The organism is Actinomycetospora sp. CA-084318, assembly GCF_050955885.1.
GTDB lineage: Bacteria > Actinomycetota > Actinomycetes > Mycobacteriales > Pseudonocardiaceae > Actinomycetospora.
Map to the genome: position 1 here is coordinate 4,508,892 of NZ_CP192098.1, position 17,280 is coordinate 4,526,171.

Genomic DNA, 17,280 nt, shown 5'->3' on the forward strand with positions numbered 1-17,280 from the left:
TCGCCGTCCAGACGACCGTCGGCGGGCTCTCGGTGGCCTCCGGGCGTGCGGCGGGTCCAGGATGGGGAGCATGGCCGACCGTGGCGTCGCGACGGACCTCGTCGTGCCGGTGAAGGAGCTGGCGCGCGCCAAGACCCGGCTGGCCGCGGCGAGCGCGGCCGTGTCCCCGACCGACCCGCACATCACGCACGCCGACCTCGCCCTCGCCCTCGCCACGGACACCCTGGCCGCCGTCCTCGCCTCCTCGGTCCGCCGCCTCGCCGTCGTGACCTCGGAGCCGCGGCTGCGCGCCGGTCACCCGCCCCCCGTCGTCGGGACGGATCCGCGGGTGGAGCTGGTGCGGGATCCCGGCCGGGGGCTCGACGCCGCGATCCGGGCCGGGATCGAGCACCTCGGGCCGATCCCGGTCGGGGTGCTGCTCGCCGACCTGCCGGCGCTGCGCCCCGAGGAGCTCGACGAGGCCCTCACCGCCGCCCGGTCGGCGCTGCGCCACGCCCCGGCGGCGTTCGTGGCCGACCACACCGGCGAGGGGACCTCGCTGCTGGTCGCCACGCCCGGGTTCGCGCCCCGCTTCGGACCGTTCTCCGCGGCCGCCCACGCGGCGGCCGGGGCGGTCGCCCTCACCGGCGAGTGGCCGGGGCTGCGCCACGACGTCGACGTCCCGGCCGATCTCGACGAGGTGCGCGCGCTCGGCGTCGGGCCCGCCACCCGGGCCTGGCCGCGCCCGGAGGTGCTCACGGCCGGCTGCCGCTGACCCACACCTCGGGTGGCACATCCCGCAGTGGTCGCCGTCCGGGGGCGCGGGCCCCCAGAATGGGCCGGGTGAGCGACTCGACGGACACCACGATCGAGGAGGCCGGCCCGATCTCGGAGCCCGGCCCGCCCCCGCCCGCCCCGGCACCGCCGGTCCGGACGGCCGAGGGACGGGGCCGGCTGCCCACCGCGCCCGCCGCGGCGACGCCGGCCGCCGACGACGTGCCCGCGGACCTGCCCGACGACCGCTACGACAACCGCGAGCTCTCCTGGCTGGAGTTCAACGCCCGCGTGCTGGCCCTCGCCGAGGACACCAGCCAGCCGCTGCTCGAGCGCGCCAAGTTCCTCGCGATCTTCGCCTCGAACCTCGACGAGTTCTACATGGTCCGCGTGGCCGGGCTGAAGCGCCGGGAGGAGACCGGGCTCTCGGTGCGCAGCGCCGACGGGCTCACCCCGCGTGAGCAGCTCGCCCGCATCGCGGCCCGCAACCAGGAGCTCGCCGAGAAGCACGCCCGGGTGTGGCGCACCGACGTCGGCCCCGCCCTCGAGGACGCGGGCGTGCACGTCATCGGCTGGGACCGGGTCACCGAGGAGGCCCGGGAGCGGCTCTCCGCGTGGTTCGACGCCCAGGTCTTCCCGGTGCTCACGCCGCTCGCGGTGGACCCGGCCCACCCGTTCCCCTACATCTCCAACCAGTCGCTCAACCTCGCCGTCGCCGTCCGGGACCCGCAGACCGGCACCGAGCACTTCGCCCGGGTCAAGGTGCCGAACAACGTGCCGCGCCTGGTGCGGGTCGGCCCGGAGCCCGGGGAGGGTGACGACGAGGGCGACGCGACCAACCTCGACCGCCGCTGCTGGTTCCTCCCCATCGAGGACCTCATCGCCGAGCACCTCGACCACCTCTTCGAGGGCATGGAGGTCGCCGAGCACCACGTGTTCCGGGTGACCCGCAACGCCGACCTCGACGTCGAGGAGGACCGCGACGAGGATCTGCTGCAGGCCCTCGAGCGCGAGCTCGCCCGCCGCCGCTTCGGCCCGCCGGTGCGCCTCGAGATCACCGACTCGATGAGCGAGCACATGCTCGAGCTGCTGCTGCGCGAGCTCGACGTGGACCCGCACGACGTCGTCCAGGTGCCCGGCCTGCTCGACCTCTCGTGCCTGATGGAACTGCTCTCGCTCAACCGCCCCGAGCTCAAGGACCCGGTGTTCGTCCCCGCGACGCACCCGGCGTTCTCCGAGGGCGAGACGCCCAAGAGCGTCTTCGCCACCCTGCGCGAGGGCGACGTGATGGTGCACCACCCCTACGACTCGTTCTCCACGAGCGTGCACCGCTTCATCGAGCAGGCGGCGAACGACCCGAAGGTGCTCGCGATCAAGCAGACGCTCTACCGCACCTCCGGCGACTCCCCGATCGTCGAGGCGCTGATCGACGCGGCGGAGGCCGGCAAGCAGGTCGTCGCGGTCGTCGAGATCAAGGCCCGGTTCGACGAGCGGGCCAACATCAACTGGGCCCGCGCGCTGGAACGTGCCGGGGTGCACGTGGTCTACGGCCTCGTCGGGCTCAAGACCCACTGCAAGGCCGCGCTGGTGGTGCGCCAGGAGGGCTCGGCCATCAAGCGCTACTGCCACCTCGGCACGGGCAACTACAACCCGAAGACCGCCCGGCTCTACGAGGACATGGGCGTCTTCACCGCCGACGAGACGATCGGCGCCGACCTCACCGACCTGTTCAACGTGCTCACCGGCTACGCCCGGCGGCGCAAGTACCGCCGGCTGCTGGTGGCGCCCTACGGCGTGCGCCGCGGACTGATCGAGCGGATCGACGGCGAGCGCAAGCGCGCGGCGAAGGGCAAGAAGGCCGGCATCCGGATCAAGGTCAACGGGCTGGTCGACGAGCAGGTGATCGACGCGCTCTACCGCGCGTCGCTCGCCGGGGTGCCGATCGACCTCGTGGTCCGCGGCATCTGCGCGCTGCGGGCCGGGGTGCCGGGGCTCTCGGAGAACATCCGGGTCCGGTCCATCCTCGGCCGCTTCCTCGAGCACTCGCGGATCTTCCACTTCGTGGGGGCCGGCGAGCACTGGATCGGCAGTGCCGACATCATGCACCGCAACCTCGACCGCCGGGTCGAGGTGCTGGCGCCGGTCACCGACCCGCGCCTGACCGCCCAGCTCGACGACATCCTCGACTCGGCCACCGCGCCGTCCACCCGGTGCTGGAGCCTCGACCCGGACGGCTCCTGGACCCCGTGGCCGGTCGCCGCCGGGGAGGGGACCGAGGGGATGCAGGTGTGCGACCACCAGACCCAGCTGCTGCTGCGCCGGGACGGGAAGGCGTGAGCCTCGCCGGCTCCCCCGACGACGAGGTGGTGCCGGCCGCGGTGCACGCTGCCGGGGCCGTGCTGTGGCGGCCCGCGGCGGGCGACGGCGCGTCCGTGGAGGTCGCGGTGGTGCACCGGCCGCACCACGGCGACTGGAGCCTGCCCAAGGGCAAGGTCGACCCGGGCGAGTCGCGGGCGCGCACCGCGGTCCGCGAGATCGCCGAGGAGACCGGCTTCGCGGCCGTCCTCGGACGGCACGTGGCCACCGTGCGCTACCCGGTCGGCGCGGACCGCAAGGTCGTCGACTACTGGGACGCCCGCGCCGGGTCCGGGAGCTTCACCCCGAACGGCGAGACCGACGAGCTGCGCTGGCTCGCGCCCGCCGACGCCCGGCCGCTGCTGAGCTACGACTCCGACCGCGGCGTGCTCGACGACTTCACCGCGGCGCCGTTCCCGCTGCGGACCCTGCTGCTCGTGCGGCACGCCAAGGCCGGGAAGCGCGGCAGCCACGCCGACGACGACGCCCGCCCGCTCGACGACGAGGGCCGCGAGCAGGCCCGGCGCCTCGCCGACCTGCTCGCCGCGCACGGCGTCGAGCGCCTGCACGCCGTCGGGCGCACCCGCTGCGTGCAGACCCTCGAACCCGCCTCGCACCGGCTCGGCGTCGGGATCGTGATCGAGGACGCCCTGGCCGACGAGGCCGTGGCCGCCGCCCCGCAGCGGGCGCGGGCGCGGCTGCTCGAGCTGGCGGGCGAGGAGGGCGTGGCCGCGGTCTGCGCCCAGGGGTACGGCATCCCGACCCTCGTGCGGGACCTCGCGGCCGGCCCGGACGCCGACCTCGGGCCCCGCCCCGAGGTGCGCAGCAACCGGCGGTTGTCCGATCCGCCGTCGCGCAAGGGCAGTGCCTGGGTCCTCTCGTTCGACGGACGGACGCTGGTCGGCGCCGACTACGTCCGCGACCCGGCGGTCTGAGGAGGGCGCGGCGCCGTCCGCCGACCACGGTGACCCGGTCGCCGACGGTGCCGCCCCGTGGTCATGTCACGAAACGGACTCGGTTAGCGTGACGCACGGCCGTCCGCCGGGTCGGCCCCCGGCCTGCGCTCCCCCGTCGTCAGGCCCGGCCCGGCATGACCTGGAGGGTGGGCTTGCGCGCGAAGACACGCCGCTACCGGCAGATCGCTCTGGTGGCCGTCGCGGCCGCCGTGCTGCTCGGTGTCAACGTGCCACCGGCCTTCTCCTACGTCCAGGAGTGGCGGCACGAGCGGCTGATCAACAGCCCGGAGTACAAGGCGCAGTACGGGCACTGGGACACGATCGAGGTCCCGCCCGACAACCGCGTGAACTCGATCCACGCCGTGCTGCTGAACAACGGCAAGGTCCTCCTCATCGCCGGCTCCGGCAACAAGGAGGACATGTTCGCGACGCGGGCGCTGAAGAGCCTCGTCTACGACCCCACGACGGGGCAGTCGCGGATGATCCCGGTGCCCGACGACATGTTCTGCGGCGGGCAGACCGTGCTCCCCGACGGGCGGGTGCTCTTCGCCGGTGGCACGCAGCGCTACGAGAAGCTCGACGGCGCCGTCACCAACGCGGCCGGCGCGATGCGCGTCAAGAACGAGAACCCGAACGGTCCGCGCTTCCTGCCCGCGGGCACCGAGTTCGTCGCACCGTCCGGCCAGAAGTACAAGTCGGCGTTCGACGTGACGCTCCCGCCCGCGGCCAAGACCGGCGCCGGGAAGCGCACCCAGGTCACCGCCTCCGAGGAGAAGGTCTTCGTCGAGTCGGAGGTCCCCGGCCCGCAGGCGGTCAACGGCAACCGCGACAAGTACACCGTCTCCGGGCTCTCGGCGGCGGACTCGAAGAACATCTACGGCCTCGGCGAGCCGATGACCCTGGACAAGCAGGACTACCAGGGCACCAACAAGGCCTACACGTTCGACCCGAAGACCGAGGCGTGGACCGAGCTGCCGGACATGAACCAGCCGCGCTGGTACCCGACGCTGACCCCGCTCTCCGACGGCAACGTGCTCACCGTCGCCGGCCTCGACGGCGTGGGGCAGGTGCTCAACGGGCTGTCCGAGGAGTTCGACCCGCGCACCAACACCTGGATCGACCGGCGGGCCGTGCTCACGCAGTACTTCCCCACCTACCCCGCGCTCTTCGAGACCGAGAAGCCGCGCCAGATCGTCTACACCGGCTCGAACGCGGGCTACGGCCCGGCGACCGAGGGCCGCGTGCCCGGCTTCTGGGACCTCGACACCGGCGCGTTCACCCCGATCCCCGGGCTGCGTCAGCCGGAGCTGATGGAGACCTCGGGGTCGTCGTGGATCGGCCCGGTGCAGGACCAGCGGCTGGCGGTGGTCGGTGGCGGCGGCGTCGGTGAGAGCCCGATCTCGTCCTCGCGGATCGACTTCCTGGACCTCAAGGACCCGGCGCCGCACTTCACGCCGGGACCGGACCTGGCGCAGCCGACCCGGTACCCGAACCTGGTCAACCTGCCCGACGACACCACGCTGATCACCAACGGCTCGCTGGACTACCGCGGCAAGGGGGCGACGAACAACCACCTCGCCTACACCCTCGACCCGACGACGAACCAGCTCACGCCGATGGCCGACCCGCGGATCGGGCGCGACTACCACACCGAGGCGCTGCTGCTGCCCGACGGCCGGGTGCTCGTGGCGGGGTCCGACCCGCTGTTCGACGACGAGAAGAACACGATCCCGGGCACGTTCGAGCAGCGGATCGAGATCTTCACGCCGCCGTACCTGGAGTCGGGGGCGCCGCGTCCGACGATCTCCTCGGCGCCGCCGGTGCTGACCCGCGGTCAGACGGTGACGATCCCGACGCCGGACGCCTCGCGGATCGCCAAGGCCCGCCTGATCCGCACCTCCTCCGCCACCCACGTCACCACGACCGACATGCGTGACGTGGCGCTGGACATGCAGAAGACGCCGGACGGGGTGTCGATCACGGTGCCGAAGGAGGCGACGATCGTGCCGCCCGGCCCGTACATGCTCTTCCTCGTGGACGACAAGGGCGTGCCGAGCGAGGCGAAGATCCTCGACGTGCCCTGACGGGCACGTGAGCACTTTCCGTGGCTGGAGCCACGGAAAGTGCTCACGAGCGCGCAGCGCACCGGACGAGGTCGGCCACCGCCCGCGAGCGGCTGTGCGGAGGCCAGGCGACCACCGTGGTCACCCGGGGCGCGTCGACGACCGGCACGGCGACGATGTCGTCGGCCAGGCCGTGCCGGGCGGAGTCCGGGAGCACCGCCGTCGCCCGCCCCAGCGAGACGAGCTGCCGCAGTTGCATCGTGTCCCGGACCTGCGGGCCCGGGCCGTCGGCGTAGGTGCCGTCGGGGCCGGGCCAACGTGGCAGGGGCATGTCGGCGACGTCGGCCAGTCGCAGCCGTGACCGCGTCGAGAGCGGATGTCCGGCGGGCAGGAACAGCGACTGTCCCTCGGTGGCGAGGTCCTCGGTGTCGAAGCCGGCGGTCGAGTCGAACGGGCGGTGGAGCAGGGCGACGTCGGCCCGGCCGTCGCGCAGCAGCCGCTCCTGCTGCCCGGGCCCGCACAGCTGCACGTCGACCTCGACCGCCCCGGGCTCGGCGGCGTAGGCGGCGAGGATCTTCGCCAGCAGTTCCTCCGAGGCCCCGGCCTTCGCGACGAGCACGAGCTCCGGTCCGCCCCCGGCGGCGCGTCGGGTCCGGCGTTCCGCGGCGTCGACCGCGTCGAGCGCCGCGCGCCCCTCGGCGAGCAGGACCGCGCCCGCACCGGTCAGCCGGACCTCGCGGCTGGTCCGCTCGAGCAACCGGGCGCCTACCCGCCGCTCGAGCTGCTGGATCGCCCGCGACAGCGGCGGCTGGGCGATGCCGAGGCGCTCGGCCGCCCGCCCGAAGTGCCGCTCCTCGGCGACCGCCACGAAGTACCGCAGCTCCCGTGTCTCCACCCCTCCAGTGATACCCCTGCGGTATCGATGGGCACCGAGACGGTCGTGGACGGGGCGCGAAGACCGGCCGAGCATGGTCGTCATGAACGACGAGAAGACGGTCGCCCTGGTCACCGGGGCGAACAAGGGCATCGGCTACGCCATCGCGGAGGGGCTGGGCGCGCAGGGGATGCGCGTGGGCGTCGGCGCCCGGGACGACGTCCGGCGCGAGGAGGCCGTCGAGAAGCTGCGTGCCGCGGGGGTCGACGCGTTCGGGGTGCCGCTGGACGTCACCGACGACGCGAGCGTGGCCGCCGCGGCGGCCTCGCTGGACCGCCTCGACGTGCTGGTGAACAACGCCGGGATCACGGGCGGCTGGGACCAGCGCCCGACGGAGGTCGATCTCGACACCGTGCGGTCGGTCGTCGAGGTCAACGTCTACGGCGTGATCCGCATGATGGATGCGATGCTGCCGCTGCTGCGCCGCTCGGCGCACCCGCGGATCGTGAACGTGTCGTCCGGCGTCGGGTCGCTGACCCGGCAGTCCTCCGGCGGCGACACCGGCCCGATCGCGACGGCCTACTCTCCGTCGAAGACGTTCCTCAACGCCGTGACCGTCCAGTACGTCAAGGCGCTGGCCGAGACGAACATCAAGATCAACCTGGCGTGCCCGGGCTTCGTCGCGACCGACCTCAACGGCTTCCGCGGGCACCGCACCCCCGAGCAGGGCGCGGCCACCGCGATCCGGCTGGCGACCCTGCCCGACGACGGCCCCACCGGCGGCTACTTCGAGGACGCCGGCGAGATCCCGTGGTAGGTGCCTTCGGCCTGTGAGTACTAGTCCGTGTCAGGACACGGATTAGTACTCACAGGCGAAGCACCTGCGGCTTGTGCGAGGGCCGCGTCTTCTCGTAGGCGTCGATGTCGGCCTCGTGGCGCAGGGTGAGGCCGATGTCGTCGAGACCCTCGAGCAGGCGCCAGCGGGTGTAGTCGTCGACGGTGAACGGCACGACGAGGTCCTCGGCGGTGACCGTCCGCGCCGTCAGGTCGACGGTCAGCTCCAGGCCGGGCCGCGACTCGATCTTCTTCCACAGCAGCTCGACGTCGGACTGCTCGACGGTGGCCGCGAGCAGCCCGGCCTTCGACGAGTTGCCCTTGAAGATCTCGCCGAAGCGCGACGAGATCACCACGCGGAACCCGTAGTCCAGGAGCGCCCACACGGCGTGCTCGCGGGAGGAGCCGGTGCCGAAGTCGGACCCGGCGACGAGCACCGAGCCGCGGTCGTAGGGCTCCTGGTTCAGCACGAAGGCGGGGTCGTTGCGCCACGAGGCGAACAGCCCGTCGTCGAACCCGGTCCGCGTGACGCGCTTGAGGTACACCGCCGGGATGATCTGGTCGGTGTCGACGTTCGACACCCGCAGCGGGGTGCCGATGCCGGTGTGGGTCGTGAACTTCTCCATGGTCAGCTCCCTCAGGCCGTCGTCAGCACGCTGGGTGACAGGTCCTCGGGGGAACTGAGCGTCCCCCGCACCGCGGTCGCCGCGGCGACCAGCGGCGACACGAGGTGGGTCCGCCCGCCCTTGCCCTGCCGACCCTCGAAGTTGCGGTTCGACGTCGAGGCGCAGCGCTGCCCGGGGGCGAGCTGGTCGGGGTTCATGCCCAGACACATCGAGCAGCCGGCGTTGCGCCACTCGGCGCCGGCGTCGATGAACACCTGGTCGAGGCCCTCCTCCTCGGCCTGCGCCTTGACCGCCATGGAGCCGGGGACCACGAGCATCTGCACGGAGTCGGCGATCCGCTGCCCGCGCAGGACGTCGGCGGCGGCGCGGAAGTCCTCGATGCGGGCGTTGGTGCACGACCCGAGGAACACCACGTCGACGGCGATGTCGCGCAGCTTCGTGTTGGGCTCGAGGCCCATGTACTGGAGCGCCTTGCGGGTGGCCGCCGCGTCGTCGTCGTCCATCGTCGCGGGGTCGGGCACCGATTCGCCGAGCGGCAGCCCCTGGCCGGGGTTGGTGCCCCAGGTGACGAACGGGGTCAGCGCGTCGGCATCGATGTGCACGACGGCGTCGAACACCGCGTCGTCGTCGGTGCGCAGCTCGCGCCACGCCTCGACCGCCGCGTCCCACTCGGCGCCCTGCGGGGCGTGCGGGCGACCCTTCAGGTAGGCGAAGGTGGTCTCGTCGGGGGCGACCATCCCGGCGCGCCCGCCGGCCTCGATGGACATGTTGCACATCGTCATGCGCGCTTCCATCGACATCTTCTCGACGGCGGGTCCGCGGTACTCGAGCACGTAGCCCGCGCCACCGCCGGTGCCGATCTGCGAGATGACCTTGAGGATGACGTCCTTGCTGGTCACTCCGGGGCGCAGCTCGCCGTCGATCTGGATCGCCATCGTCCGGAACGGCTTGAGCGGCAGCGTCTGGGTGGCCATCACGTGCTCGACCTCGGACGTGCCGATGCCGAACGCGAGCGCCCCGAACGCGCCGTGGGTGGAGGTGTGGGAGTCCCCGCAGACCACGGTGGTGCCGGGCTGGGTCAGCCCCAGCTCCGGGCCGATCATGTGCACGATGCCCTGGTTGGCGTCGCCCATCGGGAACAGCCGGACGCCGAACTCCTCGACGTTGCGCCGCAGCGTCGCCACCTGGGTCGCCGACACCTCGTCCGCGATCGGCGCGAGGATGTCGAGCGTCGGGACGTTGTGGTCCTCGGTGGCGATCGTGAGATCCGGGCGGCGGAGCGTGCGGCCGTGCAGCCGGAGTCCGTCGAACGCCTGCGGGCTCGTCACCTCGTGGATGAGGTGGAGGTCGATGTAGAGCAGGTCGGGCTCGTCACCCTCCCCCTGCCTCACGACGTGCTGGTCCCAGACCTTCTCGGCGAGTGTGCGTCCCATCGATCCCTGCCTGCGGTGGTGGTGAATCCCAGAGACTGGGATTACTGTGTCGCTCTGTGGGACAGAGTAGCGGAATCGGCGTGCTGGACAAGGCGGTGGGTGTGCTGCGGGCCGCCGCGGGGGCGCCCTGCGGACTCACCGAGCTCGTCGAGCGCACCGGCCTGCCCCGGGCCACCGCGCACCGGCTCGCCGTCGGACTCGAGGTCCACCGGCTGCTCGAGCGCGACCCCGACGGGCGCTGGCGCCCGGGCCCCGCGCTCGCGGAGATGGCGCACGGCCACCACGACCCGTTGCTCACCGCCGCCGAGGACGTGCTGCCGACGCTGCGCGACCTCACCGGCGAGTCCGTCCAGCTCTACCGCCGCGAGGGCGACTCGCGGGTGTGCGTCGCGGTGGCGGAGCCGGCGTCCGGGCTGCGCGACACGGTGCCGGTCGGCGTGCGCCTGCCGCTGACGGCGGGCTCGGGCGCCAAGGTGCTGATGGCCTGGTCCGACGAGGCGCCCGGCGCGTTCGACCCCGACCTGCTCGCCGAGATCCGCCGACGCGGGTGGGCGCAGAGCGTCGCGGAACGGGAGCAGGGGGTCGCCAGCGTCTCGGCGCCGGTGCGCGGGTCGGACGGCGCGGTCGTCGCCGCCGTGTCCGTCTCCGGTCCGGTGGAGCGCATCGGCCGCAGGCCCGGCTCCCGATGGGCGAACGACCTGCTCGCCGCGGCACGCGCCCTGGAGAAGGCACTGGCCTGAGCGACGGGTGCTGCTTACCGTGGTTCGGTGAGCGAGCAGATCACCAGTGCCGAGCAGCTCAGGGAGATCGTCGGCGAACCGGTGCGTCGCGCGGTGACCAAGCAGCGCGACCGCCTGGACGACGTCGACCGCGCCTTCATCGCCGCCAGTCCGTTCCAGATGATCGCGACGTCCGACGCGCACGGCCGCGTGGACGTCTCGCCCAAGGGCGACCCGGCCGGGTCGGTGCTGGTCCTCGACGACCACACGGTGGTGCTGCCCGACCGGCCCGGCAACCGACGCGTCGACGGCTTCCTGAACATCCTGGAGAACCCGCACGTCGGGCTGATCTTCCTGGTGCCGCGGCGGCACGACACGCTGCGCGTGAACGGCACCGCCCGCCTGCTGCTCGATCCGCCGTACGCCGAGCGGATGCGGCACCGCAACCACGTGCCGCAGCTGGTGCTGGAGGTCGCCGTCGAGGAGGTCTTCACGCACTGCGCGAAGGCGTTCCTGCGCTCGGATCTGTGGAAGCCGGAGGCCTGGCCCGCCGACGACCTGCCGTCGATCGCGGACATGGCCGCGCGCACCACCGACGACATGACGGTCGCGCAGATGGAGGCGTACTACACCGAGGAGAACACCCGGGCGATCATGTACGGGACGACGCCACCCTGAGCCGACCCCGCTCGACGTCGGGGAGGAAGCGCGCGAGCGCCCGACCCTCCTCCCCCACCGCCGTCCGGTCGGCCCGGCTGAACCGGCGCAGCGGCTCGACGACGAGGACGCCGTCGACGACGCCCCAGGTCGCCGCCACCCGCCCGTCGACGAGCACGAAGCGCTTCCCCGCGACCGAGAGCAGGCGGTGGGCGTCGTCGATGATCCGGCTGCGGTCGTCGTAGCCGAGGACCACGTTGTCGAACGCCGGGAGGAAACGCACCGGCGCGGGGGTGTCGGGGTCCGGGCGGGGCGCGCCGGGCAGGTCGAGCAGCTCGCGGCCGCGGGCGTCGCGGAAGGACACGAGCTCGTCGCGGACCGCGGCCACGGCCTCCGGCAGGCCCGCGAGGCCGCACCACGCGCGCAGGTCGGCCGACGCCGCCGGCCCGAAGGCAGCCAGGTAGCGGCGGACCAGCTCGGCGTCGATCGTTCCCGACGGCCGGTGTGGTCCGGTTCCGAGCCACGTCGCCAGCGGGGCGTACCGCGCCCCCGCGGTCGTCGTCCAGAGGCCGCGGGGCGGGACCTGGACGACCGGGACCACCGTCATCGCCGCCTCGCCCAGCGCACGGAACCCCGGATCCGGGTGCCGCTCGGCGAGGGCGCGCCCGACGTCGGGCATCGACGGCTCCCCCGCAGCGAACAGCGCGGCGGCCTCGACCGCCAGCTCGTCGAGGTCGACGCCCGCGAGTTCCGCCCGGTACACGCCGAGCAGGCGCTGGCGCAGCATCGCGTCGTGGCGGCGCCGCCAGGCCAGCGCGTCGGCCGCCGTGACCAGGTGGACGGTGCGGCGCATCAGGTGCAGCCGCACCACCCGTCGGTCGGTGAGCAGGGCGTCGAGGGCGGCCGGGTCGAAGGGGTCCAGCCGCGACCAGAGCCCGACGAACGGCTCCTGCGGCTCCTGCGCCTGCAGCCCGCCGAGGTGGGCGATCGCGTCGAGCGGGCTCAGCGGCGTCCGCTCCAGCAGGTGCTGGCGCGCGAGCGTCGCGCGGTTCAGGGCCCGGGCGTCGAGGACGGTCACGACGCCCAGCATGGCGCAGGAGGCGGTCGGTTCCGGTCCGCCTCCCGGGAGGACTCAGCCGCCCCAGGTGACCTGACGCAGACCGTGCCGGTTCGGCGGGCCGGGCTCGGCCGCAGACGAGGGGTCGACGGGTGACCCGTGGCTCGTCTCCCCCGTCTCCGGGTGCACGTCCTGCCCGCCCGACGACGGCTCGGCGCCGGCCTCGAGCTGCTCGCGACGCGAGCGCATCACCTCGAGCACGGGCAGGCGGTCGCCGTGCGCCTGCTCGTGGGCGATCAGCTCGTCGAGCTGGTCGAGGTCGAGGGCGCGGATGCGGTCGGCCACCGAGCCCAGCGGCAGGTGGTCGAAATCCGGGATCGGGAGGGCCACGGCGTTCTCCTCTCGCGGGGAACGCCCGGGGAGCCCGCCGGATCGGTGGTCGTAAACCCGCGGGATGCGCTGGCCGTTGGGAGGGGCCCTCCCCCGTGGCAGCGAAGCGTCGTTGCCGGCATCCAGTGGCAGGAACTCCACCTCGTCGCGGCTCCTGTCGCCGCGCCCCGCCCGGTGCCAGGATCGGGCCGTGACCGCCGCCGGACCCGCCGCCGACGCCCTGACCGCCCGGTTCGTGGCCGCCCTCGGTCGGCACGGGGCGATGGCGGAGCTCATGGCCGTGGCGAGTCTCGGCGGGACGCCGCAGCAGGTCGCCGACCCGCCGGACGTCCCCGTGCTCGCCCACCTCGAGGACGCGATCGCCCGGGTCGCCGACGAGGTCGACGGCCAGCTGGCCGAGGCGGTCGGCCTGCTCGCGCGGCGCGCCGCGTGGACCCGCACCGCCTCGTACGTCGACGACGAGGCCCTGTTCGCCGGGTACGCGCACGCCGAGCTGCGCTCCGACGACGACCTGGTGCTCGGGCTCGTGGTCCTCGGCCCCGGCGTGCACTACCGCGCCCACCACCACCCGGCCGAGGAGTACTACCTCCCGCTCGGCGCGATCCGCTGGGACCACGGCGCGGGGTGGGTCGACGAGCCGGCGGGAGAGCTGATCCACCACGACCCGTGGCAGCCGCACGCGATGCGGACCGACGACCGGGCCGTCCTGCTCGCGTACCTGTGGTTCGACGAGGTCGGGACGCCGTCGGTGTTCGTGGAGCCCTGATGCCGCCCCCCGACCCGTCGTCGGGAAGGCTCCGGGAACGACGAAGCGCCCCGACCCGTGGTGGGTCGAGGCGCTCCGTGATGTAGCCCCGAGGGGATTCGAACCCCCGCTACCGCCTTGAGAGGGCGGCGTCCTAGGCCGCTAGACGACGGGGCCCTAGGAGGAACAGCGGCTGGAACTCTACAAGATCGCCCGGTCGCTGCTCGCAGCTGGGGTACCAGGACTCGAACCTAGAACAACTGAACCAGAATCAGCCGTGTTGCCAATTACACCATACCCCATGGCTGTCACCCACCGTGACCATCAGGCCTCGCTGGCGACGCCGACAACTGTACCGAACACCCGCACCCGGGTTCGAGCACCCCCCACCCGTCACGGTGTCCCCGCAGCTCACGCACCCGTCCGGGGCGGTGGGGCCGCTGAGTACGCTGGACCGGTGAGTCCGAGCTTCGCCCCCCTGCCCGCCAGCGTCGACCTGCCGGCGATCGAGCAGGAGATTCTCGAGCGCTGGGACAAGCGCGACGTGTTCAACCGGTCCCTCGAGCAGACCGCCCAGGGCGAGCCGTGGATCTTCTACGAGGGCCCACCGACCGCGAACGGCACGCCCGGCACCCACCACGTCGAGGCCCGCGCCTTCAAGGACCTGTTCCCGCGCTTCAAGACGATGCGCGGCTACCACGTGCCACGACGCGCGGGCTGGGACTGCCACGGCCTGCCGGTGGAGCTCGCCGTCGAGAAGGAGCTCGGCTTCACGAGCAAGGGCGACATCGAGCGGTACGGGATCGCGGAGTTCAACGCGGCCTGCCGCGAGTCGGCCCTGAAGAACGTCTCCGCCTTCGCCGCGATGACCGAGCGCATGGGCTACTGGTGCGACCTCGACGAGGCGTACATGACGATGGCCCCGCGCTACGTCGAGAGCGTCTGGTGGTCGCTCAAGACGATCTTCGACAAGGGCCTGCTCGTCGAGGACCACCGCGTGACGCCGTACTGCCCGCGCGACGAGACGCCGCTGTCGGACCACGAGGTCGCGCAGGGCTACGAGGACGACGTCGACCCCAGCGTCTACGTCCGTTTCCCGCTCACCGACGGCCCGTGGGCCGGCGCGGACATGCTGGTGTGGACGACGACGCCGTGGACCCTGCCGTCGAACACGGCGGTCGCGGTGGAGCGGTCGGTGGTCTACGTCCGGGTGCGCCACGGCGACGACGACCTCGTGCTGGCCGAGGACCTCGTGGGCACGGTGCTCGGCGAGCAGACGACGGTCGAAGCGAGGCTGACCGGGGCCGAGCTCATCGGCTCGCACTACACGCGGCCGTTCGAGCTCCTCGCGGGCGACCGTTTCGGCGACGCCTTCCGGATCGTCCACGGCGACCACGTCACCACCGACGCCGGCACCGGCCTGGTCCACATGGCCCCCGCCTTCGGCGCCGAGGACCACCTCGTCGCGAAGAACGAGGGCCTCGAGATGGTCAACCCGATCGGCTCGAACGGCCACTTCCTCGACGACGTGCCCCTCGTCGGCGGGATGTTCTTCAAGGCCGCCGACCCGACGCTGATCGCCGACCTCGAGGCCCGCGGCGTGATGTTCCGCGCCGAGTCCTACGAGCACTCCTATCCGCACTGCTGGCGCTGCCACACGCCGCTGATCTACTACGCGCTCCCGTCGTGGTTCATCCGGACCACCGCGATCCGCGAGGAGCTGCTCGCCCAGAACGAGGCGACGAACTGGTACCCGCCGCACATCAAGCACGGCCGGTACGGCGCCTGGCTGGAGAACAACGTCGACTGGGCGCTCTCGCGCAAGCGCTACTGGGGCACCCCGCTGCCGATCTGGCGCAACGACGCGGACCCGAGCGAGGTCGTCGTCGTCGGCTCGCTCGCCGAACTGGGGCAGCACGCCGGGCAGGACCTGAGCGCGCTCGACCCGCACCGCCCCTACGTCGACGACGTCACCTTCCCCGCCCCGAGCGGCACGGGCACGATGCGGCGGGTCCCCGACGTCATCGACGTCTGGTACGACTCCGGCGCGATGCCGTTCGCCCAGTGGGGCGCGCCGCACCACCACGAGGCCGACTTCGAGCAGGCCTACCCCGCGCAGTACATTTGCGAGGCGATCGACCAGACCCGCGGGTGGTTCTACTCGCTGATGGCGGTCGGGACGCTGGTGTTCGACCGGTCGTCCTACGAGAACGTCGTCTGCCTGGGCCTGCTGCTCGACGAGCACGGCCGCAAGATGTCGAAGCACCTGGGCAACATCCTCGACCCGTTCGAGCTGTTCTCCACCCACGGCGCCGACGCCGTCCGCTGGCTGATGCTCGCCCAGGGTTCGCCGTGGGTGGACCGGCGGGTCGGGCACGACACGCTGCGCGAGATCGTCCGGAAGGTCCTGCTGACCTACTGGAACACCGCGTCGTTCCTGGTCACGTACGCGAACGCGGCGGGCTGGACGCCGTCCTCGGACGCCCCCGCAGCCACCCACGTGATGGACCGCTGGGCCCTCGGCGAGCTGCGCGGGTGCGTCACCGAGGTCACCGCCGCGCTCGACGACTTCGACTCCTCCCGCGCCGGCCGCGCGATCGTCGCCTTCATCGACGACCTGTCGAACTGGTACGTCCGCCGTTCGCGCCGCCGCTTCTGGGACGGCGACCCGGCCGCCCTCGCGACGCTGCACGAGTGCGTCGAGACGGTCAGCCGGCTCATGGCGCCGTTCACGCCGTTCGCCACCGACTACCTGTGGACGCTGCTGCAGGGCGAGGGCGGCTCCGGCCTGCCCGAGGGCACGCCGGACTCGGTGCACCTCGCGCCGTGGCCGGTCACGGACGCCCTTCCCGACGACGGGTCGCTGCGGTCGGAGATGGACCTCGTCCGCCGCGTGGTGGAGCTCGGCCGGTCGACCCGCGCCGCGTCGGGGGTGCGCACGCGCCAGCCGTTGTCGCGCGCCGTCGTCTCCGCGCCCGGCTTCTCCTCGCTCGGCGCGGAGCTACTGGCCGAGATCGCCGAGGAGCTCAACGTCGCAGTGGTCGAGCCGGCCGGGTCGGAGCTCGTGCAGCTCGACGTGAAGCCGAACTACCGCGCGCTGGGCAAGCGGTTCGGCAAGCAGACGCCGACCGTGGCCGACGCCGTGAAGGCCTCGACCGACGCGCCGGTGGACGGCGTGCTGACGGTGACGGTCGACGGTGCGCCGGTGGAGCTGTCGGGCGACGAGATCGTGATCTCGGAGACCCCGCGCGAGGGCTGGGCGGTGCGCTCCGAGGGCGGCCTGTCGGTCGGCCTCGACACCGAGCTGACCGACGAGCTGCGCGAGGCGGGTCTGCTGCGCGACGTGCTGCGCTTCGTGCAGGACGCCCGCAAGCGCCTGGGCTTCGAGGTCTCCGACCGGATCGAGCTGTGGTGGTCGGCCACGCGCGCCGACACGGCGACGGCGATCCGGAACGGGGCCGACACGCTGGCCACCGAATGCCTCGTGTCGTCGTTGACCGAGGGCGGGGGTCCGGGCGAGCTGTCGGCCCAGGCGTCGGAGGACCTCGGTCTCACGGTGTGGGCGCGGGTCGCCTCCTCCTGACCCGCCCGATCCGAACGAACGGCACTGTCGCGCACAGAGATGCTGCGAGAGTGCCTCAGTGTCAGTGTCGGTGGTGCCGCTGATGGCGGTGCTGGGATCCTGGTCGCTGGTGTTCTGGCTCGGAGAGTGCCTGCCCCCTTCGTGGTGGCAACTCGAACGTTGTGCCGAGCACCAGCGGCCAGGACCGGCCGGCGTGACTTGATAGGAGCGTGGCATCGCCCCCACTGAGGTGTGT

At 72.8% G+C, this 17,280-nt stretch carries 14 protein-coding genes and 2 tRNA genes; 9 read left to right on the forward strand and 7 right to left on the reverse strand.

Features of this window, described 5'->3' with window-relative positions; genetic code table 11:
• The first annotated feature begins 70 nt into the window (after positions 1 to 70).
• The 4 genes from cofC (at position 71) to ACQPYX_RS22105 (ending at position 6,148) form a co-directional block, all read left to right on the forward strand.
• Positions 71 to 754: a 2-phospho-L-lactate guanylyltransferase gene (gene cofC, locus ACQPYX_RS22090; RefSeq protein ID WP_433799420.1), complete on the forward strand. Its 684-nt coding sequence runs from the start codon at positions 71 to 73 to the stop codon at positions 752 to 754.
• A 59-nt stretch (positions 755 to 813) separates the two neighbouring features.
• Positions 814 to 3,090 carry an RNA degradosome polyphosphate kinase gene (locus ACQPYX_RS22095; protein WP_433799421.1) on the forward strand — a complete coding sequence of 759 codons (2,277 nt, stop codon included), beginning with the start codon at positions 814 to 816 and terminating at the stop codon, positions 3,088 to 3,090.
• Positions 3,087 to 4,043 (forward strand): NUDIX hydrolase, encoded by a 957-nt coding sequence (locus ACQPYX_RS22100; protein ID WP_433799422.1) that lies wholly within the window; start codon positions 3,087 to 3,089, stop codon positions 4,041 to 4,043. The genes ACQPYX_RS22095 and ACQPYX_RS22100 overlap by 4 nt, the downstream gene beginning before the upstream one ends.
• 173 nt (positions 4,044 to 4,216) lie before the next feature.
• Positions 4,217 to 6,148: a galactose oxidase-like domain-containing protein gene (locus ACQPYX_RS22105; protein ID WP_433799423.1), complete on the forward strand. Its 1,932-nt coding sequence runs from the start codon at positions 4,217 to 4,219 to the stop codon at positions 6,146 to 6,148.
• 43 nt (positions 6,149 to 6,191) lie between these two features.
• Here the strand turns inward: ACQPYX_RS22105 and ACQPYX_RS22110 are convergent, their stop codons facing one another.
• A complete protein-coding gene (locus ACQPYX_RS22110) occupies positions 6,192 to 7,022 on the reverse strand; it encodes a LysR family transcriptional regulator (RefSeq protein ID WP_433799424.1) in 831 nt (276 codons plus the stop codon).
• Between the two features lie 82 nt (positions 7,023 to 7,104).
• On the opposite strand from ACQPYX_RS22110, the gene ACQPYX_RS22115 reads away from it, so the two are divergent.
• Positions 7,105 to 7,818 (forward strand): SDR family oxidoreductase, encoded by a 714-nt coding sequence (locus ACQPYX_RS22115; protein WP_433799425.1) that lies wholly within the window; start codon positions 7,105 to 7,107, stop codon positions 7,816 to 7,818.
• Between the two features lie 49 nt (positions 7,819 to 7,867).
• On the opposite strand, the gene leuD is transcribed toward ACQPYX_RS22115, so the two are convergent.
• Complete coding sequence (gene leuD / locus ACQPYX_RS22120; RefSeq protein ID WP_433799426.1) at positions 7,868 to 8,461, reverse strand: 3-isopropylmalate dehydratase small subunit; 594 nt, start codon at positions 8,459 to 8,461, stop codon at positions 7,868 to 7,870.
• An 11-nt stretch (positions 8,462 to 8,472) separates the two neighbouring features.
• Positions 8,473 to 9,894, reverse strand: a complete 1,422-nt coding sequence (gene leuC / locus ACQPYX_RS22125; protein WP_433799427.1) for a 3-isopropylmalate dehydratase large subunit — start codon at positions 9,892 to 9,894, stop codon at positions 8,473 to 8,475.
• Between the two features lie 56 nt (positions 9,895 to 9,950).
• On the opposite strand from leuC, the gene ACQPYX_RS22130 reads away from it, so the two are divergent.
• Positions 9,951 to 10,634: an IclR family transcriptional regulator gene (locus ACQPYX_RS22130; RefSeq protein ID WP_433799428.1), complete on the forward strand. Its 684-nt coding sequence runs from the start codon at positions 9,951 to 9,953 to the stop codon at positions 10,632 to 10,634.
• A gap of 27 nt (positions 10,635 to 10,661) precedes the next feature.
• Positions 10,662 to 11,291 carry a pyridoxamine 5'-phosphate oxidase family protein gene (locus tag ACQPYX_RS22135; protein ID WP_433799429.1) on the forward strand — a complete coding sequence of 210 codons (630 nt, stop codon included), beginning with the start codon at positions 10,662 to 10,664 and terminating at the stop codon, positions 11,289 to 11,291.
• On the opposite strand, the gene ACQPYX_RS22140 is transcribed toward ACQPYX_RS22135, so the two are convergent.
• Both ACQPYX_RS22140 and ACQPYX_RS22145 read right to left on the reverse strand, forming a co-directional pair.
• On the reverse strand, positions 11,266 to 12,348 hold the full coding sequence (locus ACQPYX_RS22140) for a winged helix DNA-binding domain-containing protein (protein WP_433799430.1): 1,083 nt from the start codon (positions 12,346 to 12,348) through the stop codon (positions 11,266 to 11,268). The two genes, ACQPYX_RS22135 and ACQPYX_RS22140, sit on opposite strands and share 26 nt — an antisense overlap.
• Positions 12,349 to 12,402: 54 nt before the next feature.
• Positions 12,403 to 12,717, reverse strand: a complete 315-nt coding sequence (locus ACQPYX_RS22145; protein WP_433799431.1) for a hypothetical protein — start codon at positions 12,715 to 12,717, stop codon at positions 12,403 to 12,405.
• A 190-nt stretch (positions 12,718 to 12,907) separates the two neighbouring features.
• Here ACQPYX_RS22145 and ACQPYX_RS22150 point away from each other — a divergent pair, with 190 nt between their 5' ends.
• A complete protein-coding gene (locus tag ACQPYX_RS22150) occupies positions 12,908 to 13,483 on the forward strand; it encodes a dimethylsulfonioproprionate lyase family protein (protein WP_433799432.1) in 576 nt (191 codons plus the stop codon).
• Between the two features lie 83 nt (positions 13,484 to 13,566).
• Here ACQPYX_RS22150 and ACQPYX_RS22155 read toward each other — a convergent pair.
• Both ACQPYX_RS22155 and ACQPYX_RS22160 read right to left on the reverse strand, forming a co-directional pair.
• Positions 13,567 to 13,639, reverse strand: a tRNA-Glu gene (locus tag ACQPYX_RS22155).
• A gap of 53 nt (positions 13,640 to 13,692) precedes the next feature.
• Positions 13,693 to 13,764 (reverse strand) — tRNA-Gln (locus ACQPYX_RS22160).
• Positions 13,765 to 13,919: 155 nt separating this feature from the next.
• On the opposite strand from ACQPYX_RS22160, the gene ileS reads away from it, so the two are divergent.
• Positions 13,920 to 17,045: an isoleucine--tRNA ligase gene (gene ileS / locus ACQPYX_RS22165; RefSeq protein WP_433799433.1), complete on the forward strand. Its 3,126-nt coding sequence runs from the start codon at positions 13,920 to 13,922 to the stop codon at positions 17,043 to 17,045.
• Positions 17,046 to 17,280 lie beyond the last annotated feature (235 nt).

Excerpts from the sequence above, each read along its gene's own strand:
- cofC (WP_433799420.1), top strand. The coding sequence starts at position 71 with ATGGCCGACCGTGGCGTCGCGACGGACCTCGTCGTGCCGGTGAAGGAG.
- ACQPYX_RS22095 (WP_433799421.1), top strand. The coding sequence starts at position 814 with ATGGGCCGGGTGAGCGACTCGACGGACACCACGATCGAGGAGGCCGGC.
- ACQPYX_RS22115 (WP_433799425.1), top strand. The coding sequence starts at position 7,105 with ATGAACGACGAGAAGACGGTCGCCCTGGTCACCGGGGCGAACAAGGGC.
- leuD (WP_433799426.1), bottom strand. The coding sequence starts at position 8,461 with ATGGAGAAGTTCACGACCCACACCGGCATCGGCACCCCGCTGCGGGTG.
- leuC (WP_433799427.1), bottom strand. The coding sequence starts at position 9,894 with ATGGGACGCACACTCGCCGAGAAGGTCTGGGACCAGCACGTCGTGAGG.